Genomic DNA, 26,494 nt, shown 5'->3' with positions numbered 1-26,494 from the left:
GAGGCGGGCACGGTCACAGCACGCACGCCACTTTGTGGCCGGGGGCGACCTCGCGCAGCGGCGGCTCGGCCTCGGTGCATTGCGCCATGGCATAGCGGCAGCGCGCGGCGAAGCGGCAGCCGGGCGGCGGATTGAGGAGCGAGGGCACCGTGCCGGGGATCGCCTCCAGCCGCTCCTTCTTGACCGCCGCGAGGTCGAGGCGCGGGATCGAGCGGATCAGGCCCTGGGTGTAGGGATGGCGCGGGTTGCCGAACAGCTCGATCACCGGCGCCTCCTCCACCACCTTGCCGGCGTACATCACGACGACGCGCTGCGCGGTCTCCGCCACGACCCCCATGGCGTGGGTGATCAGCATCACCGCCATCCCCAGCCGGTCCTTCATCTCGTTCAGGAGGTCGAGGATCTGCGCCTGGATGGTGACGTCGAGCGCGGTCGTCGGCTCGTCGGCGATCAGCAGCTTCGGCCCGCAGGCGAGCGCCATCGCGATCATCACGCGCTGGCGCATGCCGCCCGAGAACTGGTGCGGATAGTCGTGCACCCGCCGCTGCGGGTTCGGGATGTGCACGAGCTTCAGCATCTCGACCGCGCGTTCGATCGCCGCGCGCTTGGAGAGCCCCTCGTGCAGGCGCAGGCTCTCGGCGATCTGTTCGCCGACCGTATAGACCGGGTTGAGCGAGGTCATCGGCTCCTGGAAGACGATGCCGATCTCCTTCGCCCGGATCGCGCGCATCCCCTCGGCATCGAGCGGGACGAGATCGCGCCCCTGCCAGCGGATCTGCCCGGCGACGATCTTGCCGGGCGGCATGGCGATCAGCTTCATCACCGTCATCGCGGTGACGGTCTTGCCGCAGCCGGATTCGCCGACCACGCACACGGTCTCGCCCCGGCCGATGCCGATATCGACGCCATCGACCGCGCGCACCCAGCCGTCATCGGTGCGGAAATGCACCTTCAGCCCGTCGATCTCGAGCAGCCGCGAGTCCCCGCCGTTCGTGTGCTTCACACGACTCTCCGCGGATCGAGCGCGTCGCGCAGCCCGTCGCCGACGAAGTTGATGGTCAGCACGGTGAGGAAGATCGCGAGCCCCGGGAACAGCGCCCAGTGCGGCGCGAAGTCGAGATTGTCCTTGGCGTCGAACAGCAGCCGGCCCCAGGTGGGGATGTCGGGCGGGAAGCCGAGGCCGAGGAAGGAGAGGGTCGATTCGGCGATGATCGCGGCGGCGATGTCGATCGTGGCGGCGACGATCACCGGGCCGAGCGCATTCGGGAGGATGTGGCGCACCACCAGCCGCGGCGTCGAGGCGCCGAGGGCGCGGGCGGCCTCGACGAACTCCTTCTCGCGCAGGGAGAAGAACTGCGCGCGCACCAGCCGCGCGACCGGCATCCAGCGGAACCCGCCGATCACCGAGACGATCAGGATGAATACGCCGAGCTCGGCGCCGACCAGGCTGCGCAGCGTGTCGCGGAACAGGTAGATCACGAGCAGCAGCAGCGGCAGTTCGGGCAGCGAGAGGAACAGGTCGGTCAGCCACATCAGGAAGGCATCGACGCGCCCCGAGGCGATGCCGGCGACCGAGCCCACCAATGTGCCGAGCAGCACCGCGACCAGCATGGCCGCGAAGCCGACCGCGAGCGAGATCCGCCCGCCATAGAGCATGCGCGCGAGCAGATCCTGGCCGAGATCGTCGGTGCCGAGCGGGTGCGCCCAGGACGGGCCCTCGAGCCGGACGCTGAAGTCGATCTCGTCGATCGGCACGCGCCAGACGAGCGGGCCCAGCAGGACGGCAAGGATGATCACCGACAGCACGACGGCGCTGGCCACCGCGAGCCGGTGCTTGCGGAAGCGCCGCCACGCCTCGCCCCAGGGCGAGACGCGCTTGCGCGGCACGGTGCCCGCCGGGGGTGCGCTAGCGGTAGCTGATGCGAGGGTCGAGCCAGCCATAGATCACGTCGGCGAGCAGGTTGAAGAACACGACGAGGCAGGCGAACACGAAGGTCACGGCCATGATCACCGGCGTGTCGTTGGACAGGATCGCAGTGATCAGCAGCGAGCCGATGCCGGGCACGCGGAAGATCTGTTCCGTGACGATCGCGCCGCCGAACACCACCGGCATCTGCAGCGCGACCAGCGTCACCACCGGGATCAGCGCGTTGCGCACCACGTGCTTGGTGATGACGGTGCGCTCGGGCAGGCCCTTGGAGCGCGCGGTGGTCACGTAGTCGAGCCGGATCACATCGAGCACGGCGGAGCGGACAAAGCGCGTCCAGGCCGCGCCCTGGAACAGGCCGAGCACCATCACCGGCATGATCGTCTGCTTCACCTGCTCCCAGAACCAGCGCCAGCCGGTCGCCTCGATCTGCGTGCGGTACACGAACGGCAGCCAGTCGAGATAGATCGAGAAGAACAGGATGAACAGCAGCCCGGTGAAGAAGGTCGGCAGCGAGAAGCCGATGAAGGCGAGGGTATTGGCGATCTTGTCGAACAGCGAATAGGGTCGCGTGGCCGCCAGCACGCCCACCGGCAGGGCGATCAGCAGCGCGACCACCTGGGAGGTGCCGATGACGATGAGCGTGGTCGGCAGGCGCTGGAGGATCAGCTGGTCGACGTTGATGCGGCTGACGAACGAATAGCCCCATTCGCCGCGCAGCATCGAAGTCAGCCAGGCGATGTAGCGGACATGGATCGGGTCATCGAGCCCGAGGCTCGCCCGCAATTGCAGGCGCACTTCGGGCGGGATGGCGGGGTTGGTCGCCAGTTCCTCGAACGGATCGCCCGGCGCGAGCGCCAGCACCGTGAAGAGGATCACGCTGATCCCGAGCAGGCTCGGGATCGCGATCAGCAGGCGACGGATGACGTACTGCGTCACGCGCCGGGCGCGGGCCGCATCAGGTCTCGCGGTACCAGTCGCGCAGCAGCCACATCGTCGTGTCCCAGCCGCTCAGCACCGGCCGGAGGTTGTTCAGGCTGGCGCTGACCAGCGGGCGCTGCACGATCGGGATGACGTGGTTCGAGCCGACGATCAGGTCGTTCATGCGGATGAACAGCGCCGCCCGCTTCACCGGATCGAGCTCGCCCTCCGCCGCGCGATAGGCACGGTCGTACTCGTCGTTGCGCCAGCGGACGATGTTGCGCCCCTGCCAGGAGTTCGCCTTCTGTGACACCTCCCACGACACGTACTGGTTCATGAACCGCTGCGGATCGGCCTGCGGCATCGTCGTCGTGTACATCTGCATGTCGGCGTAGAACTTCCCGTAGGTGTCGGGATTGCCGACATCCGAGGAGAAGAACACCGAGGCGACCACCGACTTCAGCTCGATCTCGATCCCCGCGCGGCGCGCCGCCTGCTGGATGATCTGCTGCGTGCGCTGGCGCGGCGCGTTGATCGAGGTCTGGTAGAGGAACTTCAGCCGCACGCCGTCCTTGGCGCGGATGCCGTCGCCGCCGCGCGCCCAGCCGGCCTGATCGAGGAGCTGGTTCGCCCGCTCGACGCTGAACTCCATCGTCATGTTCGGCGACCGGAAGCGCGGCGGGGCGTTCAGGAAGTTCGGCGTCGCGGGGCCGGTGCGGCCGTAGATGAAGTTCTGGATCGACTGGCGGTCCACCAGCAGCGCCATCGCCTGGCGCACCGCCGGGTCGCGGAACGCCGGGTGCTGGGTGGAGATGTGCGAGCGTTCGCCATCCACCTCGCGGTTCGGGTCGGTGGCGTTGAGCTGGATGAACTCGATCGAGCCGCCCTCGACGATGTTCACCCGCCCGCGGCCGGCCGCCTCGAGCCGCTGCAGGGTCTGGTCCTCGACCTGCAGGTTCCAGGCGTAGTCGTAGTCGCCGGTCTGCAGGACCGCGCGCGCGGCCGACACTGCGTCGCCGCCGCCCTTGATCTCCATCGTGTCGAAATAGGGGCGGTTCTCGGTGTGGTAGTCGGCGAAGGCCTCGCCGCGCAGCAGGTCGCCCGGCGCGAAGCTGACGAAGCGGTACGCGCCGGTGCCCACGGGGCGCAGATTCGCCGGCGCCTCGCGCGCGTTCGCCCCGGCATAGTCCTTGTAGAGGTGCTTCGGGATCATCAGCCCGACCGCGCCGACGAAAGCGTCGGCCCAGAACGGGGTCGGCTTGTCGAACTCGACGCGCACCGTGAAGTCGTCCACCTTGACGACGTTGACGTCGCGGTAGCTGCCCGAGGTGGTGCCGGCGATCTGCGGGTTCTTCGCGTACTCGTAGTTGAACAGCACGTCGTCGGCCGAGAACTGCTCGCCGTCGTGCCACTTCACGTTGCGCTTCAGCTTCCAGGTGACCGACCGCCCATCCTCGGCCACGCCCTTGTTCTCGATCGACGGAACCTCGGCCGCCAGGATCGGCACCAGCGTGCCGTCGGCCGCCCAGCCGGCGAGCGGTTCATGGAACACGCGGCTCGCGTCCTGGTTGGTGGTGCCGACCGCGAAATGCGGATTGAGCAGCGTCGCGGCCTGCCAATAGAGGATCTTCAGGTGACCGCCACCGCCGCGGCGGGTCGGCCGATAGGCGGGCACGCTCTGCGCCGAAGCCGGACTGACGCCGGCGAAGGTCAGCAGCTGCGTCGCCATCGGCGCGGTGATGCCGAATGCCGCCATGCGGCGGGCGAAGGCGCGGCGCGACATCTTCCCGTCGCGCACGCGACGCATCAGGCGCCAGAGTTCCTGCTCGTTCATCGTCCCAACAAACCTCCCATTGGGCCCCGGACAGGGACGTTCCGTCCCTTGCCCGCAAACCGCATGCGTGAGCCTCGGAAGATGCTACACACTCCGCGCGGGTGCGTCAGCAGCCTTTGATCGGTCTTTTTTTCTGGGCGTTCCGGCCGCCGCGTGGCGCGTCCGGTCAGCCGCGCGGACGCGGGGGCGGGCGGGCGCCCTCGGGCCGGCCGGCATCGAAGCCGAGGAAGCCGGCCTCGGGCACCGGCGCGCCGCCGCCGCCCTGCCAGAGCGGCGCCATCGGCACGGCACCGGTTGCGGTGGGCGCGGGCGCGGTGCGCACCACCGGCGCCCGGGGCGGCGGGGCCGGACGCGGGGCCGGGGAGGCCGCAGGCGGCGGGGCGGTGGTGGCCGGACGCGCGCTCGTCCGGCCGAGCGACATCAGATAGAACGCGATCTCCGAGTGGCCGAGATCGACCGCGAGGTCGAGCGGCGTCAGCCCCAGCACGTTGCGCCGCCCGGTATCCGCGCCGGCCGCAACCGCCGCGCGTACCTGGTCCATGTCGCCGAGATTGATGGCGTTGAACAGCGCTTCGGTCGGGTTGGCGGCGGGCGGAGCCTCGTCGAGTGCGGGCGGCGCGCCGCGGGCCGTCGGCTGGGCGAGGGCGACGGCCGGGGCGAGGGCGAGCAGGGCGGCGAGGGCGAGACGCTGGATCATCGCCGACCCATAGCCCGGATCCGCCGCGCGATCACCGTCCCTCGCGGCGCCAGGCCCAGACCGCGCCGCCAAGGATCAGGAGCAGCGCCGCCCAGGGTGGCATCAGCGGCAGGTCGGCGACCCCGGTGACGACGTGGTCGCGGTTGCGCCGGAGCCCGATCCAGCCCTGGCCGCGCGCCGCCCGCTCGGCCAGCACGCGGCGGACATCCGGCACCCCGTCGGCAAGCCACATCGTCGCCCCGCCCGAGCGCGAGGCCGCCGCGCCCGCGCGCTCGGCGGTCGCGCGCAGATCGGCGAGTTCGAGCGGATTGGCCGCGCCCACGGCACCGAAGGCGAAGCGCGTGCCGTCGCTGACGCGCCACGCGCCCGGCTCGGTCGCCGGCAGTTCGAGGATCGCGCGGCCCGGTCCGGCCGGCTCCAGGCTATGCGTCGAGACCGCGCCCGAGGGCGAGGTGACCGTGACCTGCGGCGGCGGACCCTCGGCGATCGAGCGTCGTTCGATCACCAGCCGCTCGCCCTCGATGTGGACGCGCAGGTCCTCCTCCTCGAGCTCCGGCTCCTTCATCAGCCAGTGTGCGACCCGGCGCAGGATCTCGCCCTGCGGCCCGCCGCCGTCATGGTTGCGGCTCCAGAGCCAGATATGGTCGGAGAGCAGCAGGGTCACGCGCCCCTCGCCCACCCGATCGGCGATCAGCAACGGCTCGTCGTTCGGCCCGCTCATCAGCACCTGACCACGCGGGGCGGCGGTCTCGATGCGGCGATACCAGCGGCCCCAGGCGGGCTCGGCGTCGCCGAGATTCGCACCCGGCAGCGCGGTGGTGATCGGATGGCGCTCGCCGAGCTCGGTGACGCGCGCACGGTACGGAGCCTCGGCGATCCGGCCTGTGGGGCTCGCCGGCAGCACCTGGCCGAGCGCGGTGTTGTAGAGGCTCGCGGGGCCGACGAATTCCGGGCCCACGCTCATCAGCAGCGCGCCGCCGCCGCGCACGTAGTCGGCGATGTTGCGCAGATAGATCGGCGGCAGGATGCCGCGATTGCTGAAGCGGTCGAAGATGATCAGGTCGAACTCGCGCAGCTTCACCTGAAAGAGCTCGCGCACCGGAAAGGCGATCAGCGCCAGCTCCGAGAGCGGCGTCAGGTCGTCCTTCTCCGGCGGGCGCAGGATGGTGAAGTGCACCAGATCGACATTCGGGTCGGCCTTGAGCAGGCGCCGCCAGGTGCGCTGGCCGGCATGCGGCTCGCCCGAGACGAGCAGCACGCGCAGCCGGTCGCGCACGCCGTTGATCGCGACCACGGCGCGGTTGTTGAGCAGGGACACCTCGCCCGGGCGTTCCTCGGCCTCGATCTCGAGCACGGTCTGGCCCGCCCGCTCGATCGGCACCGAGATGACGTGCTCGCGCCCGACCGGGACGGGGGTGCGGCGCGGTGCCGCCCCGTCGCGCCGTTCGGTCAGCGTCACGGGCGCGGTCGCCGGCGTCCCGCCCAGGTCCTCGACCACGACGCGCACATCGACGCTGCGCCCCACGATGCCGAAGGGCGGGGCCTCGATCACGCGCACGCGCCGGTCGGTCTCGCCGGGGCGCCCGGTCAGGAGCAGGTGGAACGGCGCGCCGCCCGTCGCGGTCTCGATCGGCTCGGCCGCATCGGCCGGCGCGTCGTGGATCTGCCCGTCGGTGACGGCGATCGTGCCGGCGAAGCGGCCGCGCGGGATCTCGGCGAGCGCGCGGGCCAGCGCATCGAACAGGCGCGTGCCGGCGCTGCCCGCCTCGGGCACGGTGACGGTGCGGAGTTCCAGCGCGTCGAGGTCGCGCACGCGCCGCTCGATCTCCGCGCGCGCGGCGGCGGCCTGGGCGGCGCGCTCGCCGACGCGCTGGCTCGCGGTCTCGTCCACCAGCAGCACGGCGATGTCGGTGAGCCCCTGGCGCGTCTCCTGCACGAGGCGCGGATTGGCGATCGCGAGGATGAGCACGAGGGCGACGAAGCCGCGCAGCCACGCCCCGCGTGCGCGCCGCCAGAGCGCGAGCGCCACCGCGAGCACGGCCAGCGCCGCCAGCGCGAAGAACAGCGGCAGCGGCAGCAGCGGCTCGAACACCACCGCGGCGAGGGCGCGCGTTCCGTCCATCGCTACTGCCCCAGCCGTTCGAGGATGATCGGCACGTGCACCTGGTCGCCCTTGTAGTTGCCGGTGAGCGCGTACATGACCAGATTGACGCCGAAACGATACGCCAGCAGCCGCTGGCGCGCACCCCCCGGCACCGCGGCGTAGGGGTTGCGCCCCGTCTCATCCACCGCCCAGGCCGCCGCCCAGTCATGCCCGCCGATGATCACGGGGCTGACGCTGTCATTGGCGCGGTCCTGGTCGCGCTGCACCCAGACCTGGCCGCCGATCCAACGGCCCGGGAAGTCGGTCAGCAGGTAGAAGGCGCGCGTCAGCACATGATCGGCCGGCACCGGGGCGAGCGGCGGGATCGAGAGGCCGCGCGTGACGCGCCGCAGCGCCGCCTCCGCGCCGGCCGCCATGCCCTGGCCCGAACCCGCGTCACGCGTGTCGAACAGCACGATCCCGCCTTCCGCCATGAAGGCGTTGAGCGCCTCCACCCCACGTTCGTCGAGCGCGCCCTGATCCGGTGTCACCGGCCAGTAGAGCAGCGGGAAGAACGAGAGGTCATCGACACCCGGGCGCACGCCCATCGGTTCTGCGAGGTTGGTGGCCGTGCGGCGGTTGACGAAGTCGGTGAGCCCGACCAGCCCCGCGCGCGAGACGCTGTCCACCTGCGGAATGCCGGTGACGACGAAGGCGAGCCGCGTCTCCAGCGCCGCCTGCATCGGATCGAGCTGCGCGCTCGCTGCTGCCGGCACGAAGGCGAGCCCGACCACGACCGCCGCTGCGCGCGCCGCCGGCGCGGGCCGCACGAGGCCGCGCAGCCACAGCGCGAGCAGGAGATCGAGGGTGAGCAGCGCGAGCGCCGCGCCGAGCAGCCATGGCCTGAGGTCGCGCGCCGCCGCCTCCACGCCGAGCGGACGCACCGCCGCACCCTCGGGCAGGGCGAGCGGGGTGAGCCGCTCGATCGTCGCGCCGAGATTCAGCGCCCGCCGCGCCGCATCGGGGCCGTAGAAGCCGGGCGGATGGCGCGGCGAGGGCACGGTCCGCTCGATCGCGGAGGCGGCGATGCCGGTGGTGAAGGCGGACGGCGCGCCGAGCCGGCCGAACCCGTCCAGCGTCTCGAACGGCGCGAGCACCGCGTCGCCCGTGGCCGCGCCGACCCCGGCGGAGAGCTGCACGAGACGCTGAAGCATCGCCACGAACAGCCCCGACAGCGGCAGGTTCGACCATTCGGTGTTGGCGGTGACGTGGAACAGCGCGATCGCGCCGCGCCCGCGCGTCTCGCCCGTCACCAGCGGCGTGCCGTCGGTGAGCGTCGCCCAGGTGCGGCGCACGAGGTCGAGCGCGGGTTCGGCCAGCACCTGGCGCGTGACCCTCACATCGTTGGGCACGTCGAGCCCGGCGAAGGGGCTGTCCTGCGGGAAGGGCGCGAGCCGCGCCGGCTGCTGCCAGGAGAGCGCGCCGCCGAGCTGGCGATCCCCGCCGCGCAGCCGCACGGGCAGCAGCGGGTCCGGGCGGGCAGCAAGGCGCGGCCCGGCGAAGCGCACCAGCACCCCACCTTCCCCGACCCAGCGCGTGAGCGCGTCGATCTCGACCGGCGTCAGCGTGTCCACATCGGCGAGCACGATCACGGCGATCTCGCGCGCGAGCAGGTCGCGCACCGCGCCGCGGCGGAGCTCGGTGAAGGGCGCGAGCGCGCGGTCCAGGTAGTAGAGCGCGCCGAGCAGCGGCTGATCGGCGGTCTCGGCCGCACCGGCGATCAGCCCGACCGGACGGCGGCGCCAGCGCTCGTCGAGCAGCGCGACCGCGCCGGCGGAGGTGGCGTTCTCGATCGCGAGCGCGGCGAGGCGGTTGCGCAGTTCCGGCGGCAGCGCGATCGCGGCCTCGGCCTCGGTGGTGCCGGGCGGCAGGGTCGCCTCGGCGCGCGCGAGGGTACGGCCGTCGGCTGTGCGCGCCAGCACGCCGATGGTGGTGGTCGCCGGCACCGGTGTGGCGGCGATGCGCGCGACGATGCGCGCGGGCTCGGAGCGCGGCGCGAGCAGCACGTGGTGCTGCGCGCCCGCGGGCGGGACGGCGACGGTCAGCGGGCCGAGGGAAGCGAGCCGGGCCGCGAAGGCGGCGTCGGCCTCGCCATGGGCGAGCCCGTCGGCGAGCCACAGGACCGCGGCGCCGGATGCCGACCAGGGCGCGAGGGCTTCCGTCGCCGCCGCGCGGTCGGGCGGCCAGGGCAGCGGCCTGAGCGCGGCCACGCGCTCGCGCATCTCCGGCGCCGGCATCACGGGCGAGAGGCGCGGCGCCTCGCCGCGGGCGGAGGGCGCGGTGGTCAGCAGCGCAACGGGCCTGCCCGCGCGCTCGGCCTCGGCGAGTGCCGCCTCGGCGGCGGCGAGCCGGGCGCCCCAGTCGGGACCCGCGGCCCATCCGTCATCCACCACCAGCAGCAGCGGCCCCGACCCGCCCGGCGCCTGGCCCGCGTTCAGCACCGGCCGGGCGAGGCCGACGATCACCAGCGCGGCGGCGAGGATGCGCAGCGCGAGCAGCCACCACGGCGTGCGTGCCGAGCTCTCCTCGCGCCGCTGCAGGTCGAGCAGCAGACGCACCGCCGGGAAGGCGAGCAGCTTCGGCGCCGGCGGGGTGACGCGCAGCAGCCAGATCAGCAGCGGCAGCAGCAGCAGCGTCGCGAGCAGCCACGGATGCGCGAATCCGATCGTGCCGAGCGCCTCGATCATCGTCGCCTCGCCCTCACGCGGCGCGGCCCCGCCCGGCGCGGTCGGGGGCGAGGGCGAGGTAGAGCCCCATCAGCGCGGTTTCGGGCGGGTGATCGGTGATGTGCACGGCGAAGCTCCAGCCGGCCGCCGCGGCGATCGCGCGCAAGCCATCCTGCTGCGCGGCCAGCTTCGCCTGGTAGTCGCCGCGGATGCCCTCGACCTTGCCGATCAGCGCGGCCCCCTCGCGCCTGAGCCCCTCGAAGCGGATCCGCCCGCGGAACGGCAGCGCCGCCTCGGCCGGGTCGAGCACCTGGAGCAGATGTCCCGTGACCGGGATCTGCGCCAACCGCGCGACCGCCTGCTGCACGTCCGGCAGCGGCGAGAGGAAGTCGCCGATCAGCACCACGCGGCCGTAGCGCGGCAGGTTCGCCGCCGGCGGCAGGCCCGAGAGGGCACCGGGATCGCCGCGGCGCGCCACCGCCTCGGCGAACAGCTCGATCATCGACCGGCCGGAGACCGGACGCATCCCGGCACCGAGCAGGGCGACGCGCTCGCCGCCGCGCAAGAGCAGCGAGGCGAGCGCCAGCGTCAGCAGCTCCGCCCGCTCGGCCTTCTCGGGCAGCCGGCGGTCCGAGCGCCAGCGCATCCCGGCCGAGGCATCGCGCCAGAGCCACACGCTCTGCGCCGCCTCCCATTCGGTCTCGCGCACGAAGGTGCGATCGCCCTTGGCGGACTGGCGCCAGTCGATCCGTTGCACCGGATCGCCCGCGAGGAACTGGCGGAACTGCCAGAAACTGTCGCCCTGGCCGACCCGGCGCCGGCCGTGCACACCCTGCGCCACCGTCGCCGCGACCCGCTCGGCCGCCACCAGCAGCGGCGGCAGGCGCGCGGCGAGCTGCTCGGCGCGCCGCGCGGCGGCCGCGGGATGGCCCGGCGCGCCCTCGCTCACTCCAGGAGGCCCGTCAGCCGGCCGATGACGTCGGCGAGCTGCACACCGTCGGCGCGGGCGGCGAAGTTGAGCGCCATGCGATGGCGCAGCACGGCCGGGGCCAGAGCGATCACGTCATCGACCGAGGGGGCGAAACGGCCGTCCAGCACCGCGCGCGCCCGGCACGCGAGCATTAGCGCCTGCGCGGCGCGCGGCCCCGGTCCCCAGGCGAGATGGCGCTTCACGGCCTCGAGCGGCGAGGTCTCGGGGCGGCCGGCGCGCACCAGGGTCAGGATCGCCTCGACCACGCTCTCGCCGACCGGCATGCGCCGGATGGTCGCCTGCGCGGCGAGCAGTTCCTCGGCGCTCATGGCCCGCTGCGGCCGCGCCATCGTGGCGCCCGTGGTGGCGAGCAGCATGGTCCGCTCGGCCTCCAGCGCCGGATAGGAGACCTCGATCTCGAGCAGGAACCGGTCGAGCTGCGCCTCGGGCAGCGGATAGGTGCCCTCCTGCTCGATCGGGTTCTGGGTCGCCAGCACGTGGAAGGGACGCGGCAGCGGATGCTCGATGCCGCCGACCGCGACCTTGATCTCCTGCATCGCCTGGAGCAGGGCCGATTGCGTGCGCGGGGAGGCGCGGTTGATCTCGTCGGCCATCAGCAGCTGACAGAAGATCGGGCCCTTGATGAAGCGGAAGCTGCGCCGTCCTTCGGCGCTCTCGTCCAGCACCTCCGAGCCGATGATGTCCGCCGGCATCAGGTCGGGGGTGAACTGCACCCGCTTCTCGGCCAGCCCCAGCACGGTGCCGAGGGTCTCGACCAGCTTGGTCTTGCCGAGCCCGGGCACGCCGACCAGCAGCACATGCCCGCCCGCGAGCAGCGTGATCAGCGTCTGATCGACCACCTCGGGCTGGCCGAAGATCACCTGCCCGATCGCCTCGCGCACCCGCGCGATACGCTCCGTCAGGGCCTCGACCTCGGCGACAAGATCGGTCGGGCCGGCGGGGTTCTGCCCGGCGAGCACGGTCGTTTCGGCCACGCTGATCTCCCTCCGCATCTCCACCGTCGCATCTACACGGCGAGGTAGGATGCTACCTATATGTGTGCGCGTCGGAAAACCGGACGCCGGAGGGTCACGCGGACGTGACGCCGGCGCGCAAGGAGGCTGTGCCGGAGACGGTGCGGAAACTGTGTGGCGGCGTCTGACCGGATGCGAGCGATGAGCCGCGCGACGGAACGGGAGAGCGAACCCTCCTCTCCGATCCCGGGACTCGCGCTCACGCCGCCGGTGCGCCGGGCACCGCGTACGCCGGTGTTCTGCGGCGACATCGCGATCCGCATCGCGCGCGACGGCAGCTGGCACTACCAGGGCAGCCCGATCCGCCGGAAGGAGCTCGTCTGTCTGTTCGCCTCGGTGCTGACGCGCGAGACGGATGGGTCGTTCTGGCTGATCACGCCGGCCGAGCGTGGTCGCATCGAGGTCGAGGATGCGCCCTTCCTCGCCGTCGAGCTGTTCGTCTCGCACTGCCGGGGCCGACAGATCCTGTCCTTCCGCACCAATGTGGACGAGGTGATCGAGGCGGGTCCGGAGCACCCGATCCGCGTGGCGCGCGATGTCGTGACCTGCCTGCCCACGCCTTATGTCGCCGTGCGTCCCGGACGCGGCTCCCTGCCGGTGGAGGCGCGCATCGAACGCTCGGTCTATTACGAGCTTGTCGCGCTGGCGGTGCCGGAGACCGTGCACGGCGAGACCCTGCTCGGCGTCTGGTCCGGCGAGAGCTTCTTCCCGCTCGGCCAGGCCGACGAGGCGTGAGCGGGACGGCGGGCCCCGGCGCGCCCGACCTTCTCGCGCTCCTCCGTCGCGCGGGTGCGCGCGACCATCCCGACGAGCCGACCGACGAGGCCACGTCCCTGCGGGCGGCGGTGCTGGTGCCGATCGTGCTGCATCCGGCACCGAGCGTCGTGCTGACGCTGCGCGCCCATCACCTGAGCCGCCATCCGGGCCAGGTGAGCTTCCCGGGCGGGCGCATCGACCCGCAGGACGCCTCGCCCGAGGCGGCGGCGCTGCGCGAGGCGGAGGAGGAGATCGGCCTCTCCGCCTCCACCGTCGAGGTGATCGGGCGGCTGCCGACGCATGTCACCGGCACCGGCTACCGCGTCACCCCCGTGCTCGGCCTGCTCACGCCCCCGGTTGCGCCGAAGCCCGATCCGCGCGAAGTGGCGGAGGTGTTCGAGCTGCCGCTCGCCGCGCTCACCGGGCCACCCGGTCCGTACGAGGAGGAGGCGGTGTTCCGCGGCCGGCTCAGGCGCTATTGGGTGGTGCCGCATGAGCGGCACCGGATCTGGGGTGCGACCGCGGCGATGCTGGTCGCCCTCGGGAGGCTGATCCGGGAGGACTGAGATGCGCGGCATCGTGCAGGGAATCCTGCTGTTCCTGATTCCCTTCGCGCTCTACTTCGCGTGGCTGTTCCTGATGCGCCGCGTCGGGCCCGACAACGGCGAGGGCAAGCCCGCGATCGCCTGGCGCGACGCGCCCTGGCTGGTGCTGACGGTCGTGGGCGTGATCGTGCTCGCGGTCGGGCTCCTGTGGTTCGCCGAGCAGCGCTCGATGCAGCCGGGCGAGCGTTACGTGCCGGCGCGGCTGGAGGATGGCCGCATCACCGACAGCGGACGGGGCCGGTAGCGCTACAGCGCCGCGCCGAAATCGGAGGCGAAGCCGCGCCAGACGCTGTGGATGTGGCGCGCGCCGTCGCGGCTGTTGTCGTGCTCGATCAGGAAGGCGTTGCCCTGCACGGCCCAGTAGTGGAACCGGTCGGGCACGGTCGAGCCGCGCCACTGGAAGGTCAGCGAGGACGGATCGGCGGAGGCGAGCCGTGCGCGTTCGGCCGCGGCGAGGGTGGGCGGCATCATGCCGAGATACGCGTGAACCGCGCGCGTTAGCCGCTCGCGCGACTCGGCCGGCAGCTCGGACCACGCCAGCCCCTCGCGTGGCAGCGGCTCGACCGCGACGGCGTTCTGCGTGCGCGTGTCGCGCGGCGTGCGCTCGGCGACGATCGCACGCGCGCGCAGATCGGCGAGCAGCGCCAGCAGGGCCGCGCGCGCCTCGTCCTCCTCCACCGCCATCGCCCGCAGCCCCGCGCGCTCGCCCGACTCGACCCGTGTCGGATGCGCGCCGAGGAAGATCGGGCCGGCAGCGATGTGATCACCGTGCACGGCGTAGTTCAGCGACAGGTGATGGCCCTCGATGCCCCAGCCCCAGCGCCCCTCGCCGGGCGTGCCGTAGACGCTGACGAAGTACGCCCCCGGGTCCTGACGCAGTTCGTGCTGGAGGCTGATGATCGCGCGCGCCTTGGCGGCGCCCGGGCCGGTGGTGCTCGCCTCCAGCAGCGCCTCGGCCGCGCGGCGTGTCTCGGGCGCCATGTCGCCGAGGGGGACGCCCTCGCGGTCGGGGCGGAAGCGCGGGGGAAACCAGTGCCAGTCCGTGCGCCGCGGATCATCCCAGGCGAGCCGCGCGCGCGGATCATCGGCGACCGCGCGCAGATAGGCGGAGGCGGCATCGGTGAGCGCGGCCGCATCGGACCCGGCGCGCACCGCGCGCGGCATCGTCGCCGCGAGCGTGGCCAGGGCGATGAGCTGGCGTCGGGGCAGGGTGGTCATCGCACTCCTCCTCGGTGGGCGGCGGACGCTAGCGGCTCGGCCTGCCCCCGGTGATAAAAGCGCCGCGATGGACCCTCCCGCCTTCCGCCTCGCGCGCCTGCCCGTGCTGGACGATCCGGCGTTCCGGCGCGTGCATGCCGCGCTGCCCGAGGCGCGGCTGGTCGGCGGTTGCGTGCGCGACGCGGTGGCCGGACGGCCGATCGCCGATCTCGATCTCGCGACCCCGCGCGTACCGGAAGATGTGATCGCCACGCTGCGCGCCGCCGGCATCCCGGTGGTGCCGACCGGGCTCGCGCACGGCACCGTCACCGCCGTGGCGGATGGCCGTCCGGTCGAGATCACGACGCTGCGCCGCGACGTCGCGACCGATGGCAGGCACGCGACCGTCGCCTTCACCACCGACTGGCGCGAGGACGCGGCCCGGCGCGACTTCACCATCAACGCGATGAGCATGGACGCGGAGGGGAATGTCTGGGACTGGTTCGGCGGGCGTGACGATCTCGCGCAGGGAGTCGTGCGGTTCGTCGGCGACCCGGCCACGCGCATCGCCGAGGATTACCTGCGCGCCCTCAGGTTCTTCCGTTTCCACGCGCGCTACGGCCGCGGCGCGCCCGATACGGCCGCGCTCGCGGCGATCCGCGCCGCCGTGCCAGGGCTCGCGATCCTCTCGGCCGAGCGCGTGTGGTCGGAGCTCAAGCGCATCCTCGCCGCCCCCGACCCGCGCGAGGCCGTGCGGCTGATGGCGGAGACCGGCGTGCTCGCCGCCGTGCTGCCGGAGGCGGTCGCGCGCGAGCGGCTCGACGCGCTGGTGGCGGGCGGCGCGCCTGCCGACCCGCTGCTGCGCCTCGCCGCGCTCTGCCCGGACGCGGATGTCGAGCGCCTTGCCGAACGGCTGAAGCTTTCGGGTGCCGAAACCGCGACGCTCGCCGCGCTGGCCGACCCCGCGCCGGCGGGCGACGAGCGTGCCTGGCGCGCCGCGCTCGCGTCGCGCGGGCCGGAGGCGCTGACAGCCGCCACCTGGCTCGCCGAGGCCGAGGGACGGCCGGGCGACTGGGCGGCACGGCGCGCCTGGATCGCGGCGACGCCACGTCCGGTGTTCCCGCTGCGCGGCGCCGATGTGCTGGCCGAGGGCGTGCCGCCGGGGCCGCGCGTCGGCGCGATCCTGGCGGCGCTCCAACGGCGCTGGGCCGAGGCGGGCTGCCGCGACGAGGCCGAGACGGTCAGGCGCTGGCTGCGCGAGACGGTCGCCGCCACAGGCGCCTGACGCCGAGGAAGCCGCGATAGGCGGCCTCGGCGAGCGGCGCGACCAGAGGCCACCCAATCAGCCGGCCGAGCCAGCGGAATCCCGGCATCGCGCCCCAGATGACGGCAAAGGCGCGCGCGCCGGCGACCAGCCGCCCATCAGGCAGGCGCACATGCATCCGCGCGAGCGCCGCGTCGCGCGTCAGCCCCGGCCCCGGCGCCGCGTCAGGCCGCGCGACATCCACCCACGCGATCGCCTCGCCGCCGGGCCGGCCGCGCCAGAACGCGACCTCGCGCGCGCAGACCCGGCAGGCGCCGTCGTAATAGGCGACCGGGCGATCCTGTGTCTCCGTAGCCATGCGCCGCAGGTGGCGGCGCCTGCGCGCCCCGCAAGGGGTTGGAATCGGCTGCGCGCCGGCCATCTGACCGTCATGGACGTCGCCGCGCTCGACCGCCCTCTCCCGCCACGCAGCGCTGGTCCCGCCCTGCCCGCCTGGCTGGTGGCCGAACTCCGCTCGGATCATGCGGGCGAGACCGGCGCGGTGATGATCTATCGCGGCATCCTCGCCATCAGCCGCGACCCGGCCGTGCGCGACTTCGCCGAACGCCACAAGGCGACCGAGCAGGGCCATCTCGACCTGCTCGACGCGCTGCTGCCGCCCGCCGACCGCTCGCGGCTGCTGCCGCTCTGGCGCGTCGCCGGCTGGCTGACCGGCGCGCTGCCGGCGCTGTTCGGCCCGCGCGCCGTGTTCGCCACCATCGACGCGGTGGAGAGCTTCGTCGATCACCACTACCGGGCGCAGATCGACCGGCTGGATGCCGAGCGCATCCTGCCCGAGATCCGCGCCCTGCTGGAGCACTGCCGGCTGGAGGAGGTGCATCACCGCGACGAGGCGCGCGAGGCCGGCGAGGGCCCGCGCTATTCCGCCGCACTCCGGCTCTGGGGCCGCATCGTCGGCGCGGGTTCGGCGGCCGCGGTCGCCGCGGCGAAACGGATCTGAGGCGATGGCGGGCGAACTCGCGGTCCTCGGGGCCTTCCTGCTCGCCTGTTTCGCGGCCGCCACCAGCGGCGCGTTCTTCCGCCCCGGCCCCTGGTACGACCGGCTCGACAAACCGTCCTGGACGCCGCCCGACTGGCTGTTCCCGGTGGCCTGGACGCTGCTCTACATCGCGATCGGCGTGGCCCCCTGGCTGGTGTGGCGCGAGGCCGGATTCGCCGGTGCGGCCCTGCCGCTCGCGGTCTGGGCGGTCCAGCTTCTGCTGAACGCCGCGTGGTCATGGCTGTTCTTCGGCCTGCGGCGCATGGACCTGGCGTTTGCCGAGGTGATCGCGCTCTGGCTCTCGATCGCGCTGATGATCGTGCTGTTCCTGCCGATCAGCACCACGGCCGGGCTGCTGATGATCCCCTATCTCGTCTGGACCAGCTTCGCCGCCGCGCTCAACCTCGCGGTCTGGCAGCGCAACAAGGACGCCGTCGGCAGACGCGAGCCCGCCTGAGCGCGTTGACGCCGCGCGCGGCCCGGCTACGCTCCGCGGTCGCCACGATGGCGCAACAGACGAGGAAACGCCGATGACCAGGATGACGCGCCGCGCCGTGCTCGGCGCTTCCGCAGCCCTCGCCGCCCCGCTCCCGCTGCGCGCCCAGCCGCGCGCGATCCGCTGGGGCGAGCTCTTGCCCGCCAACCATCCGCAGGTGCAGATGGTGGAGCGGATCGCGCGCGAGGTGCGCGAGAAGACGGCCGGGCGGCTGGAGATCCAGTCCTTCCCCGGCGGCCAGCTCGGCTCCGGGCGCGACATGATGGAGGCGGTCTCGACCGGCGCGCTGCAGTTCACCACCGACGGCGCCGGCGCGCTCGCCGCCTTCCTGCCGCCGCTCTCGGTGATCGAGGCGCCGTATCTGTGGCGCGATGCCGCGCACATGGCGAAGGTCGCGGCCACGCCGATCTTCGCGCGGCTGAACGAGCAGCTCGTCGCGCGGCGGGGCATGCGCATGATCGGCATCACCTATTACGGCAAGCGCCACCTGACCTCCTCGGCCGCCAAGCCCGTGCGCGCGGTGGGCGACATGGCCGGGTTCCGCCTGCGCGTGCCGCCCGTCGATGTGTTCCGCGCCATGGTCGAGGCCTGGGGCGGCCGGCCGACGCCGATCGCCTTCCCCGAGCTCTATCTGGCGCTCGCGCAGGGGGCCGTGGACGGGCAGGAGAACCCGCTGCCGACCATCCACTCGGCGAAGCTGTTCGAGGTGCAGAAGCATCTCGTGCTCACCGGCCACATCATCACCCCGCGCATGCCGATCGTGAACGAGGCGTTCTGGCGCTCGCTCGCCAGCCCCGACCGCGACGCGCTGGAGGCCGCGATCGCCTCGGCCGCGCAATGGCAGGATGCCGAGCTCGCGCGCCAGGAGGGCGAACTCGTTGCGACACTGAAGGCTGCCGGCATGGAGGTGATCGAGGTGGATGTGGCGTCTTTCCGTGCGCCCGTCCTGGCGAAGGTCCCGGCGCAGTTCGCGGATCGCTGGGGCCAGGGCACCTTCGACACGCTCGCAGCCCTTTGATCGCGCGTCTCGGCGCGGCGGCGGGGCAGGTCCTCGCCGCCTCGGCCGCGGCTCTGCTGCTCACGCTCCTGCTGACGGTGCTGCTTGGAGTAGGCGCGCGCGCCTTCGCCCATCCGCTCGCCTGGACCGAGGAGGCCGCGCAGCACCTGCTGGTCTGGACCGGCTTCGTCGGCCTGGTGATCGCCGCGCGCAACGGCTCGCATATCCGCATCGAGGCGGTGCTGAACCTGCTGCCGACCGGTGCGCGCACGGCGCTCACGATCGCGCTGCACGCGCTCGTCATCGTGTTCGCGGCGCTGCTCCTGCGCGAGGGGCCGTCGCTGATCGAGCGCAACTGGGACGTCGAGTGGGTGAGCCTGCCGGTCCCCTCCGCGCTGCTCTACATCCCGGTGCCGATCGCCGCTGTGGGGCTGATTCTCACCTCGCTCGCGGAGATCGCGTCGCTCCTGCGGCGGGAGCGCCTGCCGTGACCGAGACGATGCTGGTCGTGCTCGGGCTCTGGCTCGTCTCGCTGTTCCTCGGCCTGCCGCTGTTCGCGGGGCTCGGCCTTGCCTCCTTCGCCTTCGTCTGGCAGGCGGGGATTCCGCTCGGCATCGTGCCGCAGAAGATGGCGCAGGCTGCGAACTCCTTCCCGCTGCTCGCAGCCCCCCTGTTCATCCTGATGGGCAACGTGATGAACGCCTCGGGCGTGACGGAGCGGATCTTCCGTTTCGCCACCGCCGCGGTCGGCTGGCTGCGCGGCGGGCTCTGCCACGCCAACATCCTCGCCTCCGTGATCTTCGCCGGCATGTCGGGCTCGGCGGTGGCGGATGCCGGCGGCATCGGCACGATCGAGATCAAGGCGATGCGCGATGCCGGCTACGACGACGAGACCGCCGCCTCGGTCACGGCCGCTTCGGCGACGATCGGGCCGATCATTCCGCCCTCGCTGCCGATGGTGATCTATGCGGTGAGCGCGGACGTGTCGATCGGCGCGCTGTTCCTCGCCGGCGTGATCCCGGGCCTGCTGATGGCGGGCGCACTCATGGCGCTGGTCGTGGTCGTCTCCCGCCGCAAGGGCCTGCCGCGCGAGCCCTTCCCGGGTATGCGCACGCTGGCACGCGCCTTCGCCGAGGCGTTCCTGTCGCTGCTGACGCCGGTGATCCTGTTCGGTGGGCTGATCTCGGGCCTGTTCACCCCGACCGAGGCGGCGGCCGTGGCGGCCGGCTACGCGCTGCTGCTGGGGCTCGTCATCTACCGCTCCCTGCCGCTTGCGCATCTGCCGCGCCTGCTCGCCGAGACGGTCGAGACCACGGGCGTGGTGCTCGCACTGCTGATGACCGCGACCGCGCTCGCCTGGTGCCTCTCGCTCTCGCGCATTCCGCAGATGCTGGGGCCGATGATCGTCGCGACCGTCGGCGATCCGCTGCTGTTCCTGCTCGCGGTGAACCTCGTGCTGCTGCTGGTCGGCATGGTGATGGAGGCGATCGCGGCGATGCTGGTGCTGGTGCCGATCCTGGTGCCCGCCGCCGCCGGCTTCGGCATCGACCCGGTGCATTTCGGGCTGATCTTCGTGCTGAACCTGATGATCGGCACGATCACCCCGCCGGTCGGCATCGTACTGTTCGTCACCGCGCGCATCGCCGGCATGCCCTTCGACCGCCTCTCGCGCGCGATCGTGCCCTGGCTCGCGCCGCTGGTCGCGGTGCTGCTGGCGGTGACGCTCTACCCGCCGCTCGCGATCTGGCTGCCGCGGCTGGTGCTGGGGTAGTGAGCGCGCGTGCTATGAGGCGCGCATGACCCGCCCCGCCGATCCCGCGCTCGGCCTGCTCGGCCGCCGTCTCTGGCGCGACCACGCGCGCGGCGAGTCCCGCCGCCTGCTCGCCGTGTTCGCGCTGATGGCGGTGGTGTCGGGTGCGACCGGCCTCTACCCCGTTGTGATCGACTGGGCCTACCGGCTGTTCGAGGCGCGCGACGCGCGCGTGATCTGGCTCGTGCCGCTGGTCGCGATCCTCGTGGTCTGCGCCAAGGCCGCCGCGCAATACGCGCAGGTGGTGCTGATGCAGCGCGTGGTGCTCAGCGTCGTGCTGTCGCTGCAGCGCGCCATGTTCGACCGGCTGCTCGCCGCCGATCTCGCGCGGCTCCAGGCCGAGCCCACCGGCCGCTTCGTATCCCGCTTTACCAACGATGTCGCGGTGATCCGCGAGAGCCTCTCGCGCGCCGTCTCCGGCGTGGTTGATGCGCTCACCGTGGTCGCGCTGGTCGCGGCGATGCTCTGGCTCGACTGGGTGCTGACGGTCTTCGCCCTACTGGTCGTGCCGATCGCGGTCATCCCCATCAACGCGATCGGCACGCGCATGCGTCGCGCGTCGAAGGCGCAGCAGGAGCAGGCGGGCGAGGTCGTCGCGCTGCTCACCGAAAGCCTCGCAGGCGCGCGCATGGTGCGCGCCTACGGGCTCGAGGACTACGAACGCCAGCGCGCCGGGCGGGCGTTCCGCACCTGGTTCGACTCGCTGATGCGCGTGGTGCGCGGCCGCGCGCGGGTCGATCCGGTGCTGGAGGCGATGGGCGGGGTCGCGGTCGCCGGCGTGATCGCCTTCGCGGGCTGGCGCATCGCCTCGGGCGCGGCCTCGGCCGGACAGTTCACCGGCTTCGTCGCCGCCCTGTTGATCGCCGCGCGGCCGATGCGGGCGCTGGGCACACTCTCGGTCGCCTTGCAGGAGGGGGCGGCGGCGGTCGCGCGCTGCTTCGCCCTGATCGATGAGGCTCCCCGCGTCGCCGACGCGGCGGATGCGGTGCCGCTCGGGTCCGGGCCGGGGCGGATCGTGTTCGAGCGCGTCTCGTTCCACTACGGCAGCGACGGACCCGCCCTGCACGACGTGTCGCTCGACATCCCACCCGGAACCACGGTCGCGGTGGTCGGCGCCTCGGGGGCCGGCAAGACCACGCTGGTCAACCTGATCCCCCGCTTCACCGACCCGACCGAAGGCCGCGTGCTGATCGACGGGCAGGACCTGCGCGGCGTCACGCTCGCGTCGCTCCGCCGCGCGATCGCACTCGTCACCCAGGAGGTGGTGCTGTTCGACGACACGGTGCGCGCCAACATCGCCTTCGGCCGGCTCGACGCGACGGAGGCCGAGATCGAGGCGGCCGCGCGCGCCGCCGAGGCGCATGCGTTCATCGCCGCGCTGCCCGAGGGCTACGCGACGCGCGTCGGCGATCGTGGCCTGCGGCTCTCCGGCGGGCAGCGCCAGCGCATCGCGCTGGCCCGCGCGCTCTTGCGCGATCCGCGCATCCTGCTGCTCGACGAGGCGACCAGCGCGCTCGATGCCGAGACGGAAGCGCGCGTGCAGGCTGCACTCGAGCGGCTGCGCGCCGGGCGCACCACGGTGGTGATCGCGCACCGGCTCTCGACTGTGCGCGCGGCCGATCGGATCGTCGTGCTGGAGGGCGGCCGCGTGGTCGAGGACGGGCCGCACGAGGCGCTGCTCGCGCGGGGCGGCGCCTATGCGCGGCTGGTCGCGGCCCAGGCCTTCGAGGCGGAGGCTACTCCCGCCGCAGCAGACGGTCGGTGATGAAGGTGCCGACGCGGCCGGCGTGGAAGTCCTCGCGCAGCGCCTGTTCGTCATAGGGGCCGCGCACCCAGTCGAGGAAACCGATCCCGCTCTCCGCCTGCGCCGCCGCGTAGCGATCGAGGAACGCGTCGAGGATGCCGGTCTTGCCGGCGGCGACATGGCCGTAGCGCCAGGAGAGCTGCCGCGCCGCCTCCTCGGCCGGATGGCCGCGCAGCAGCAGATAGATCGCCGCGACCAGCCCGGCCCGGTCGGCGCCCGACTTGCAGTGGATCAGCGCGGGATAGGCGATGGTGTCGAACAGCCCGGCCAGGCGCAGGATCCGGTCCTTGTGCGGCGCGCCGCGGCTCTCGAACGGCGCGTCGATCATCGTCATGCCGAGCCGCGCGCAGGCCTCGCGCGCCAGCGCGTCCGAACCGCAGTCGCGCCGGCCGCGCAGGTTCAGCACCGTGCGGATGCCGCGCCTTGCCTCCAGCGCGAGCTGGAACGGCAGCGGCTGGTTGGAGCGATAGAGCCGCCCCGCCTCCACCACGCCGCGGTTGCGCCAGCCGAGCCGCAGCACCGCGTGGTCGACGAACAGCGCGTCAGCCCAGGCGCGGAGGCGGCCCGAGGGCGTGTCGAGGGCGAAGGAGGACGCGGTCACACGGCAGAGATGGCCGAGCGCCAGGGCGGGCGCAAGCGGGCGCCCGGATGACGTGCGGCACCCGGCGGGCTAGGCTCGGCCATCCATCCGCAAACCCCCGAGGACCACGACGCATGCCCGGCCCCGTGAAGATCTACGGCATTCCCCGTTCGCGCGCCTTCCGCTGCCTGATGGCGGCCGAGGAGGCGCGGGTGGAGTACGAGCTCGTGCCCACCGACTTCACCGAGGGCGTGAAGACGGCCGCGTTCCGCGCGATCAACCCGAACGCCAAGATCCCCGCGCTGGTGGACGGCGACACGGTGCTGTTCGAGAGCCTGGCGATCAATCTCTACCTGCTGCGCAAGTACGGCGATCTCTGGCCGCGCACGATCGAGGACGAGGGCCGGGTATTCCAATGGACGCTCTGGACGGCGACCGAGATCGAGCCGGCGCAGATGCAGTGGGCCTACAACACCTTCGTGCGCCCGGCCGATCAGCGCGACGCGGCACTCGCCGCCGTCGGTGCCGAGAAGCTGAAAGCGGCGCTCGGCGTGCTGGAGACCTGCCTCGCCGGCCGCGACTATCTGCTCGGCGCCGCCTATTCCGTGGCCGACCTCCAGGTCTCCTGCGTGCTCTACACGGCCTGGTTCAACAGCTTCGACCTCGCGCCGTTCCCGAAGGTGAAGGCGTGGCTCGACCGCTGCCTGAACCGGCCGGCGGCGCTGCGCGCGCGCAACATGCGCGAGGCGGCCTGATCGCGGTTCCCGACCCGATCGCCGAGGCGCGGGCGGCCGCCGGCGCGCTGCGCCGCCTGCTGCTCGGCGCGCCGGAGGAGACGGTCCGCCTCGCCGTCACGGGGCTGAGCCGCGCCGGCAAGACGGTGTTCGTCACCGCACTTGCGGCGAACCTGATGGCCGCACCCCGCGATCCGCGCCGGATGGCGGGGCTGCCGGCGGTCGCCGAGGGCCGGGTGGTGGCGGTGCAGGAGGCCGGGCTGACGGTGACCGACGCGCCCCTGTTTCCGCTCCGCTCCGCCCTCGCCGCCCTGTCGGGCGAGGCGCGCTGGCCGGAGCCCACCACGCGGCTCACCAAGCTCGCGCTGTCGCTGGAGGTGATGACGCCGTCGCCCGGCTGGCTCGGCCGGCAGCTCGGGCCGTCCCGGCGCGCGGTGCGGCTGGAGGTGGTGGACTATCCGGGCGAGTGGCTGCTCGACCTGCCCCTGCTCGGCCGCAGCTTCGAGGCGTGGTCGGCGGCGGAACTGGCGCGCGCCGAGGAGGCGCCGCGGGCGGAACGGGCCGCCGCGTGGCGGGGTGCGCTGGCCGGGCTCGACCCGCAGGCGGCGGCCGAGCACGCCGTGCTGGCGCGGCTGGCCGAGGCCTACACCCTCTATCTGCGCCGCTGCCGCGACGAGGCGGGGCTGGCGTTGCTCACACCCGGGCGGTTCCTGAATCCCGATGCCTGGGCGGGGATGCCGTTCCTGCTGTTCTGCCCCCTGCCCCTGCCGGCCGGTGGGTCGCCGCGCGCGGGCAGCCTGTGGGCGACGATGCGCGCGCATTACGACGAGTATCTGCGCCGCACCCGCGCCGAGTTCCTCGCCCCGCACATGGCGCGGTTCGATGCGCAGATCGTGCTGGTCGACCTGTTTCGCGCGCTCGCCTCCGGGGCGGCGAGCTTCGCCGACACGCGCAGCGCACTCGCCGACATCGCGGCAGCCCTGCGGCCCGAGGGTGGCTGGCTTGCGCGGCTGGGGCTCGCGCGCCATCCGCCGCGCCCGGTCTATGCCGCGACCAAGGCCGATTACGTGCCCGAGAGCCAGCGCGGCCAGCTCGCCGCGCTGCTGCGCCATCTCGTCGGCGGCAACGGCGCGACGCTGGCGGTCGCGGCGGCGGCCTGCACGCGCGACACCACGCTCGAGGATCGCGGCCGCACGGTCGAAGCGGTGGAGGGGCTGGTGGAGGGCGGCGGACGCGAGGCGTTCTGGTTCGCCGGCGGCATTCCGGTGGAGACGCCCTCCGCGGCGTGGTTCGACCGCCGCTATGCCGTGCCGGTGTTCGCCCCGCCGGCGATCGATCCGGAACGGGGCCTGCGCCACCTCAACCTGGATCGCGTGCTCGCCGCGGCGTTGCCGGAGGTGTTCGCGTGAGCGGCGAGCCCCCCGGCGCGCGCCGCCGCCTGCTCGATGCCGAGGCCGCGCGGATCGCCGACGAGCTTGAGGCGCTGCCCGAGGCGCCGCCGCCTGAACCGCCGCGGCGGCGCGGCCTCGGCTGGCTCGTCGCGCTCGCGGTGGTGGCGGCGCTGGGGCTGGTCGCGCTCGATCTCTGGGCCTTCGTCGAAGCGCGCTTCGCCGCGAGCGCCACCCAGGGCTGGATGGCCGCGACGCTGGTCGCGGCGTTGGCGCTCGTGCTCGTGCTGCTGGCCTGGCGCGAGTGGCGCGGGCTCAGGCGGCTCGCCCGCGTCGAGGCGGTGGCGGGCGATCCGGACCGCGCGGCAGAGGTCATGGAGAAGGACCCGCGTCTCGCGCGCCCGATCGCGCTCTGGCGCGGCGTGGCGCGCGGCGTCAACGACCCGGACCGGCGGGCGGCGCTGTTCGCGCAGCACGTGCTTGCCCCGCTGGACGCTCAGGCGGATGCGGCGATCCGGCGCGCCTGCCTGCGCATGGCGGGTGGCGTGTTCGTGCTGCCCTCGGCGCTGCTCGACACGCTCTGGTTCGCGGCGCAAGGGTTCGCGCTGATCCGGCGGATCGCGGCGATCTACGGACTCGCCCCGGGGGCGGCGGCGACCTGGCGGCTCGCGCGGCGGGTGCTGGGCGAGGCGGGGGCGATCGGGGCGGCCGATGCGGTGGCGGGCGCTGCGGCGCGGGCGGTGGGCGCGATCCCGGGGCTCGCCGATGCCGGGGTCGCCGGGGTGGCGGCGCAGCGGATCGCGCGCATCGGCGCGCTGGCGAAGCGCGCCTGCCGCCCGCTCCACCAGACCGGGCCGTGACCAGGGACCGGTAGGGCCGGGCCGGCACCCGGCTCGCCTCAGTGCAAGGCGTCGTCTGTCAGCCGTGTGCGCACGGGCTCGGCGGTGATGCTCCGCTCACGCGCGGGCGCGGTGCAGTGACGGTTCATTTCGTGCACCGCCGCCATGAGATCGAACACCGCGTGCTGCAGCTTGCTCGCGACGAGCTCGCCGTCCCCATCGTCCCGCGCCGGGCCGGCGGCGTCGCGCGAGAGGTATTCGGCGTACCAGGCCGCGAAACGCTGCGCGGCGGCGAGCACTTCGATCAGCACGCGGTCGCCCTGGATGGCGACGGTTTCTTCACCAGCCCTGCGCATGACTTCCCCATCCGCGCCGGCAGGGGCCGACGCGGTCCATTTTGAAACAGTCCGTGCTAGAAGAGTGCCGTAACAATCCGGGGGTTCGCGCGTGAGATCGTCGTCAGCGGCCGTGATTAGTTGCCATGACGGAGAGAGCGCGGGCCACGGCGCAATGACGGCGCGTGTCGGTTGTAGGATTAGTCTCTTGCAACCGGCAAAAGTTCCTGTTACGTTCACGTCCATCCGGCGGGAAGGACTGCCTCGCCGCCTTGCTCACCCAGCCCAGTCGCCCACCCAGTCACCGGTTCTCGCGGGCGCAATCTGGAACAAAGCAAGAACCTGCAGTCTGAGAGACGACCGAAGGAGATCTTCATGACCAACACCCTCAACGCCTCTCCCACGCTGGATGCCGGCAAGGTCCGCCTCGGTGGTGTCGCCCCCGCCCTGAAGCCGGT

26 protein-coding genes are annotated in these 26,494 nt (G+C 73.0%); 13 read left to right on the top strand and 13 right to left on the bottom strand.

Going from position 1 to position 26,494, the window contains the following annotated elements:
- Positions 1–13 precede the first annotated feature (13 nt).
- From F563_RS0115570 to F563_RS0115530, 9 genes are all read right to left on the bottom strand, one after another.
- Positions 14–1,003, bottom strand: a complete 990-nt coding sequence (locus F563_RS0115570; RefSeq protein WP_019015615.1) for an ABC transporter ATP-binding protein — start codon at positions 1,001–1,003, stop codon at positions 14–16.
- Positions 1,000–1,887: an ABC transporter permease gene (locus F563_RS0115565; RefSeq protein ID WP_019015614.1), complete on the bottom strand. Its 888-nt coding sequence runs from the start codon at positions 1,885–1,887 to the stop codon at positions 1,000–1,002. Before F563_RS0115565 ends, F563_RS0115570 begins: the two co-directional genes overlap by 4 nt.
- 19 nt (positions 1,888–1,906) lie before the next feature.
- Entirely contained in the window at positions 1,907–2,866 is a 960-nt protein-coding gene (locus tag F563_RS0115560; protein ID WP_019015613.1) for an ABC transporter permease, read from the bottom strand.
- Positions 2,867–2,885: 19 nt separating this feature from the next.
- Positions 2,886–4,682 (bottom strand): peptide ABC transporter substrate-binding protein, encoded by a 1,797-nt coding sequence (locus F563_RS0115555; protein ID WP_019015612.1) that lies wholly within the window; start codon positions 4,680–4,682, stop codon positions 2,886–2,888.
- A 166-nt stretch (positions 4,683–4,848) separates the two neighbouring features.
- Entirely contained in the window at positions 4,849–5,379 is a 531-nt protein-coding gene (locus F563_RS24060; RefSeq protein WP_019015611.1) for an ankyrin repeat domain-containing protein, read from the bottom strand.
- A 31-nt stretch (positions 5,380–5,410) separates the two neighbouring features.
- Complete coding sequence (locus F563_RS0115545) at positions 5,411–7,501, bottom strand: hypothetical protein (protein ID WP_019015610.1); 2,091 nt, start codon at positions 7,499–7,501, stop codon at positions 5,411–5,413.
- 2 nt (positions 7,502–7,503) lie between these two features.
- Positions 7,504–10,209, bottom strand: a complete 2,706-nt coding sequence (locus F563_RS0115540; protein WP_019015609.1) for a DUF4159 domain-containing protein — start codon at positions 10,207–10,209, stop codon at positions 7,504–7,506.
- Positions 10,210–10,222: 13 nt separating this feature from the next.
- Positions 10,223–11,137, bottom strand: coding sequence for a DUF58 domain-containing protein (locus tag F563_RS0115535; protein WP_019015608.1), 915 nt, complete (start codon positions 11,135–11,137; stop codon positions 10,223–10,225).
- Complete coding sequence (locus tag F563_RS0115530; protein ID WP_084596636.1) at positions 11,134–12,171, bottom strand: AAA family ATPase; 1,038 nt, start codon at positions 12,169–12,171, stop codon at positions 11,134–11,136. Before F563_RS0115530 ends, F563_RS0115535 begins: the two co-directional genes overlap by 4 nt.
- Before the next feature lie 162 nt (positions 12,172–12,333).
- Between F563_RS0115530 and F563_RS0115525 the strand changes: the two genes are divergently transcribed.
- The 3 genes from F563_RS0115525 to F563_RS24055 are packed head-to-tail and all read left to right on the top strand — an operon-like array spanning position 12,334 to position 13,797.
- On the top strand, positions 12,334–12,927 hold the full coding sequence (locus tag F563_RS0115525) for a DUF1285 domain-containing protein (RefSeq protein WP_019015606.1): 594 nt from the start codon (positions 12,334–12,336) through the stop codon (positions 12,925–12,927).
- On the top strand, positions 12,924–13,514 hold the full coding sequence (locus F563_RS0115520) for a CoA pyrophosphatase (protein WP_019015605.1): 591 nt from the start codon (positions 12,924–12,926) through the stop codon (positions 13,512–13,514). Before F563_RS0115525 ends, F563_RS0115520 begins: the two co-directional genes overlap by 4 nt.
- A gap of 1 nt (position 13,515) precedes the next feature.
- Positions 13,516–13,797 carry a DUF6111 family protein gene (locus F563_RS24055; RefSeq protein WP_019015604.1) on the top strand — a complete coding sequence of 94 codons (282 nt, stop codon included), beginning with the start codon at positions 13,516–13,518 and terminating at the stop codon, positions 13,795–13,797.
- Positions 13,798–13,799: 2 nt separating this feature from the next.
- On the opposite strand, the gene F563_RS22845 is transcribed toward F563_RS24055, so the two are convergent.
- A complete protein-coding gene (locus F563_RS22845; protein ID WP_019015603.1) occupies positions 13,800–14,771 on the bottom strand; it encodes a DUF3500 domain-containing protein in 972 nt (323 codons plus the stop codon).
- A 67-nt stretch (positions 14,772–14,838) separates the two neighbouring features.
- Between F563_RS22845 and F563_RS0115505 the strand changes: the two genes are divergently transcribed.
- A complete protein-coding gene (locus F563_RS0115505; protein ID WP_019015602.1) occupies positions 14,839–16,035 on the top strand; it encodes a CCA tRNA nucleotidyltransferase in 1,197 nt (398 codons plus the stop codon).
- Here F563_RS0115505 and F563_RS0115500 read toward each other — a convergent pair.
- Positions 15,992–16,372: a thiol-disulfide oxidoreductase DCC family protein gene (locus F563_RS0115500; RefSeq protein ID WP_019015601.1), complete on the bottom strand. Its 381-nt coding sequence runs from the start codon at positions 16,370–16,372 to the stop codon at positions 15,992–15,994. The genes F563_RS0115505 and F563_RS0115500 overlap by 44 nt on opposite strands.
- Before the next feature lie 72 nt (positions 16,373–16,444).
- On the opposite strand from F563_RS0115500, the gene F563_RS0115495 reads away from it, so the two are divergent.
- The 6 genes from F563_RS0115495 to F563_RS0115470 all read left to right on the top strand — a co-directional run bounded on the left by F563_RS0115495 (position 16,445) and on the right by F563_RS0115470 (position 22,121).
- Positions 16,445–17,014, top strand: a complete 570-nt coding sequence (locus tag F563_RS0115495; protein ID WP_019015600.1) for a demethoxyubiquinone hydroxylase family protein — start codon at positions 16,445–16,447, stop codon at positions 17,012–17,014.
- A 4-nt stretch (positions 17,015–17,018) separates the two neighbouring features.
- Positions 17,019–17,510, top strand: a complete 492-nt coding sequence (locus tag F563_RS0115490; protein WP_019015599.1) for a TspO/MBR family protein — start codon at positions 17,019–17,021, stop codon at positions 17,508–17,510.
- A 73-nt stretch (positions 17,511–17,583) separates the two neighbouring features.
- Entirely contained in the window at positions 17,584–18,567 is a 984-nt protein-coding gene (locus F563_RS0115485) for a sialic acid TRAP transporter substrate-binding protein SiaP (RefSeq protein ID WP_019015598.1), read from the top strand.
- A complete protein-coding gene (locus F563_RS0115480) occupies positions 18,564–19,037 on the top strand; it encodes a TRAP transporter small permease (protein ID WP_019015597.1) in 474 nt (157 codons plus the stop codon). The genes F563_RS0115485 and F563_RS0115480 overlap by 4 nt, the downstream gene beginning before the upstream one ends.
- Positions 19,034–20,317 (top strand): TRAP transporter large permease, encoded by a 1,284-nt coding sequence (locus F563_RS0115475; RefSeq protein ID WP_019015596.1) that lies wholly within the window; start codon positions 19,034–19,036, stop codon positions 20,315–20,317. The genes F563_RS0115480 and F563_RS0115475 overlap by 4 nt, the downstream gene beginning before the upstream one ends.
- A gap of 25 nt (positions 20,318–20,342) precedes the next feature.
- Positions 20,343–22,121, top strand: coding sequence for an ABC transporter ATP-binding protein (locus F563_RS0115470; RefSeq protein ID WP_019015595.1), 1,779 nt, complete (start codon positions 20,343–20,345; stop codon positions 22,119–22,121).
- On the opposite strand, the gene F563_RS0115465 is transcribed toward F563_RS0115470, so the two are convergent.
- Positions 22,093–22,761, bottom strand: a complete 669-nt coding sequence (locus tag F563_RS0115465; RefSeq protein ID WP_019015594.1) for a tyrosine-protein phosphatase — start codon at positions 22,759–22,761, stop codon at positions 22,093–22,095. The two genes, F563_RS0115470 and F563_RS0115465, sit on opposite strands and share 29 nt — an antisense overlap.
- Before the next feature lie 113 nt (positions 22,762–22,874).
- On the opposite strand from F563_RS0115465, the gene F563_RS0115460 reads away from it, so the two are divergent.
- The 3 genes from F563_RS0115460 to F563_RS0115450 are packed head-to-tail and all read left to right on the top strand — an operon-like array spanning position 22,875 to position 25,722.
- Positions 22,875–23,495, top strand: coding sequence for a glutathione S-transferase family protein (locus F563_RS0115460; protein WP_019015593.1), 621 nt, complete (start codon positions 22,875–22,877; stop codon positions 23,493–23,495).
- A complete protein-coding gene (locus tag F563_RS22840) occupies positions 23,429–24,883 on the top strand; it encodes a YcjX family protein (RefSeq protein WP_019015592.1) in 1,455 nt (484 codons plus the stop codon). Before F563_RS0115460 ends, F563_RS22840 begins: the two co-directional genes overlap by 67 nt.
- Complete coding sequence (locus tag F563_RS0115450) at positions 24,880–25,722, top strand: DUF697 domain-containing protein (RefSeq protein WP_019015591.1); 843 nt, start codon at positions 24,880–24,882, stop codon at positions 25,720–25,722. The genes F563_RS22840 and F563_RS0115450 overlap by 4 nt, the downstream gene beginning before the upstream one ends.
- A gap of 38 nt (positions 25,723–25,760) precedes the next feature.
- Here the strand turns inward: F563_RS0115450 and F563_RS0115445 are convergent, their stop codons facing one another.
- Positions 25,761–26,057 carry a hypothetical protein gene (locus F563_RS0115445; RefSeq protein WP_019015590.1) on the bottom strand — a complete coding sequence of 99 codons (297 nt, stop codon included), beginning with the start codon at positions 26,055–26,057 and terminating at the stop codon, positions 25,761–25,763.
- Between the last annotated feature and the right edge of the window lie 437 nt (positions 26,058–26,494).

The sequence above is a fragment of the Elioraea tepidiphila DSM 17972 genome (assembly GCF_000378465.1).
In the GTDB taxonomy this organism is placed as follows: Bacteria; Pseudomonadota; Alphaproteobacteria; order Acetobacterales; family Acetobacteraceae; genus Elioraea; species Elioraea tepidiphila.
Note: the sequence above shows the minus strand (reverse complement) of the source record. Positions and strands in the feature narration are given on the sequence as shown.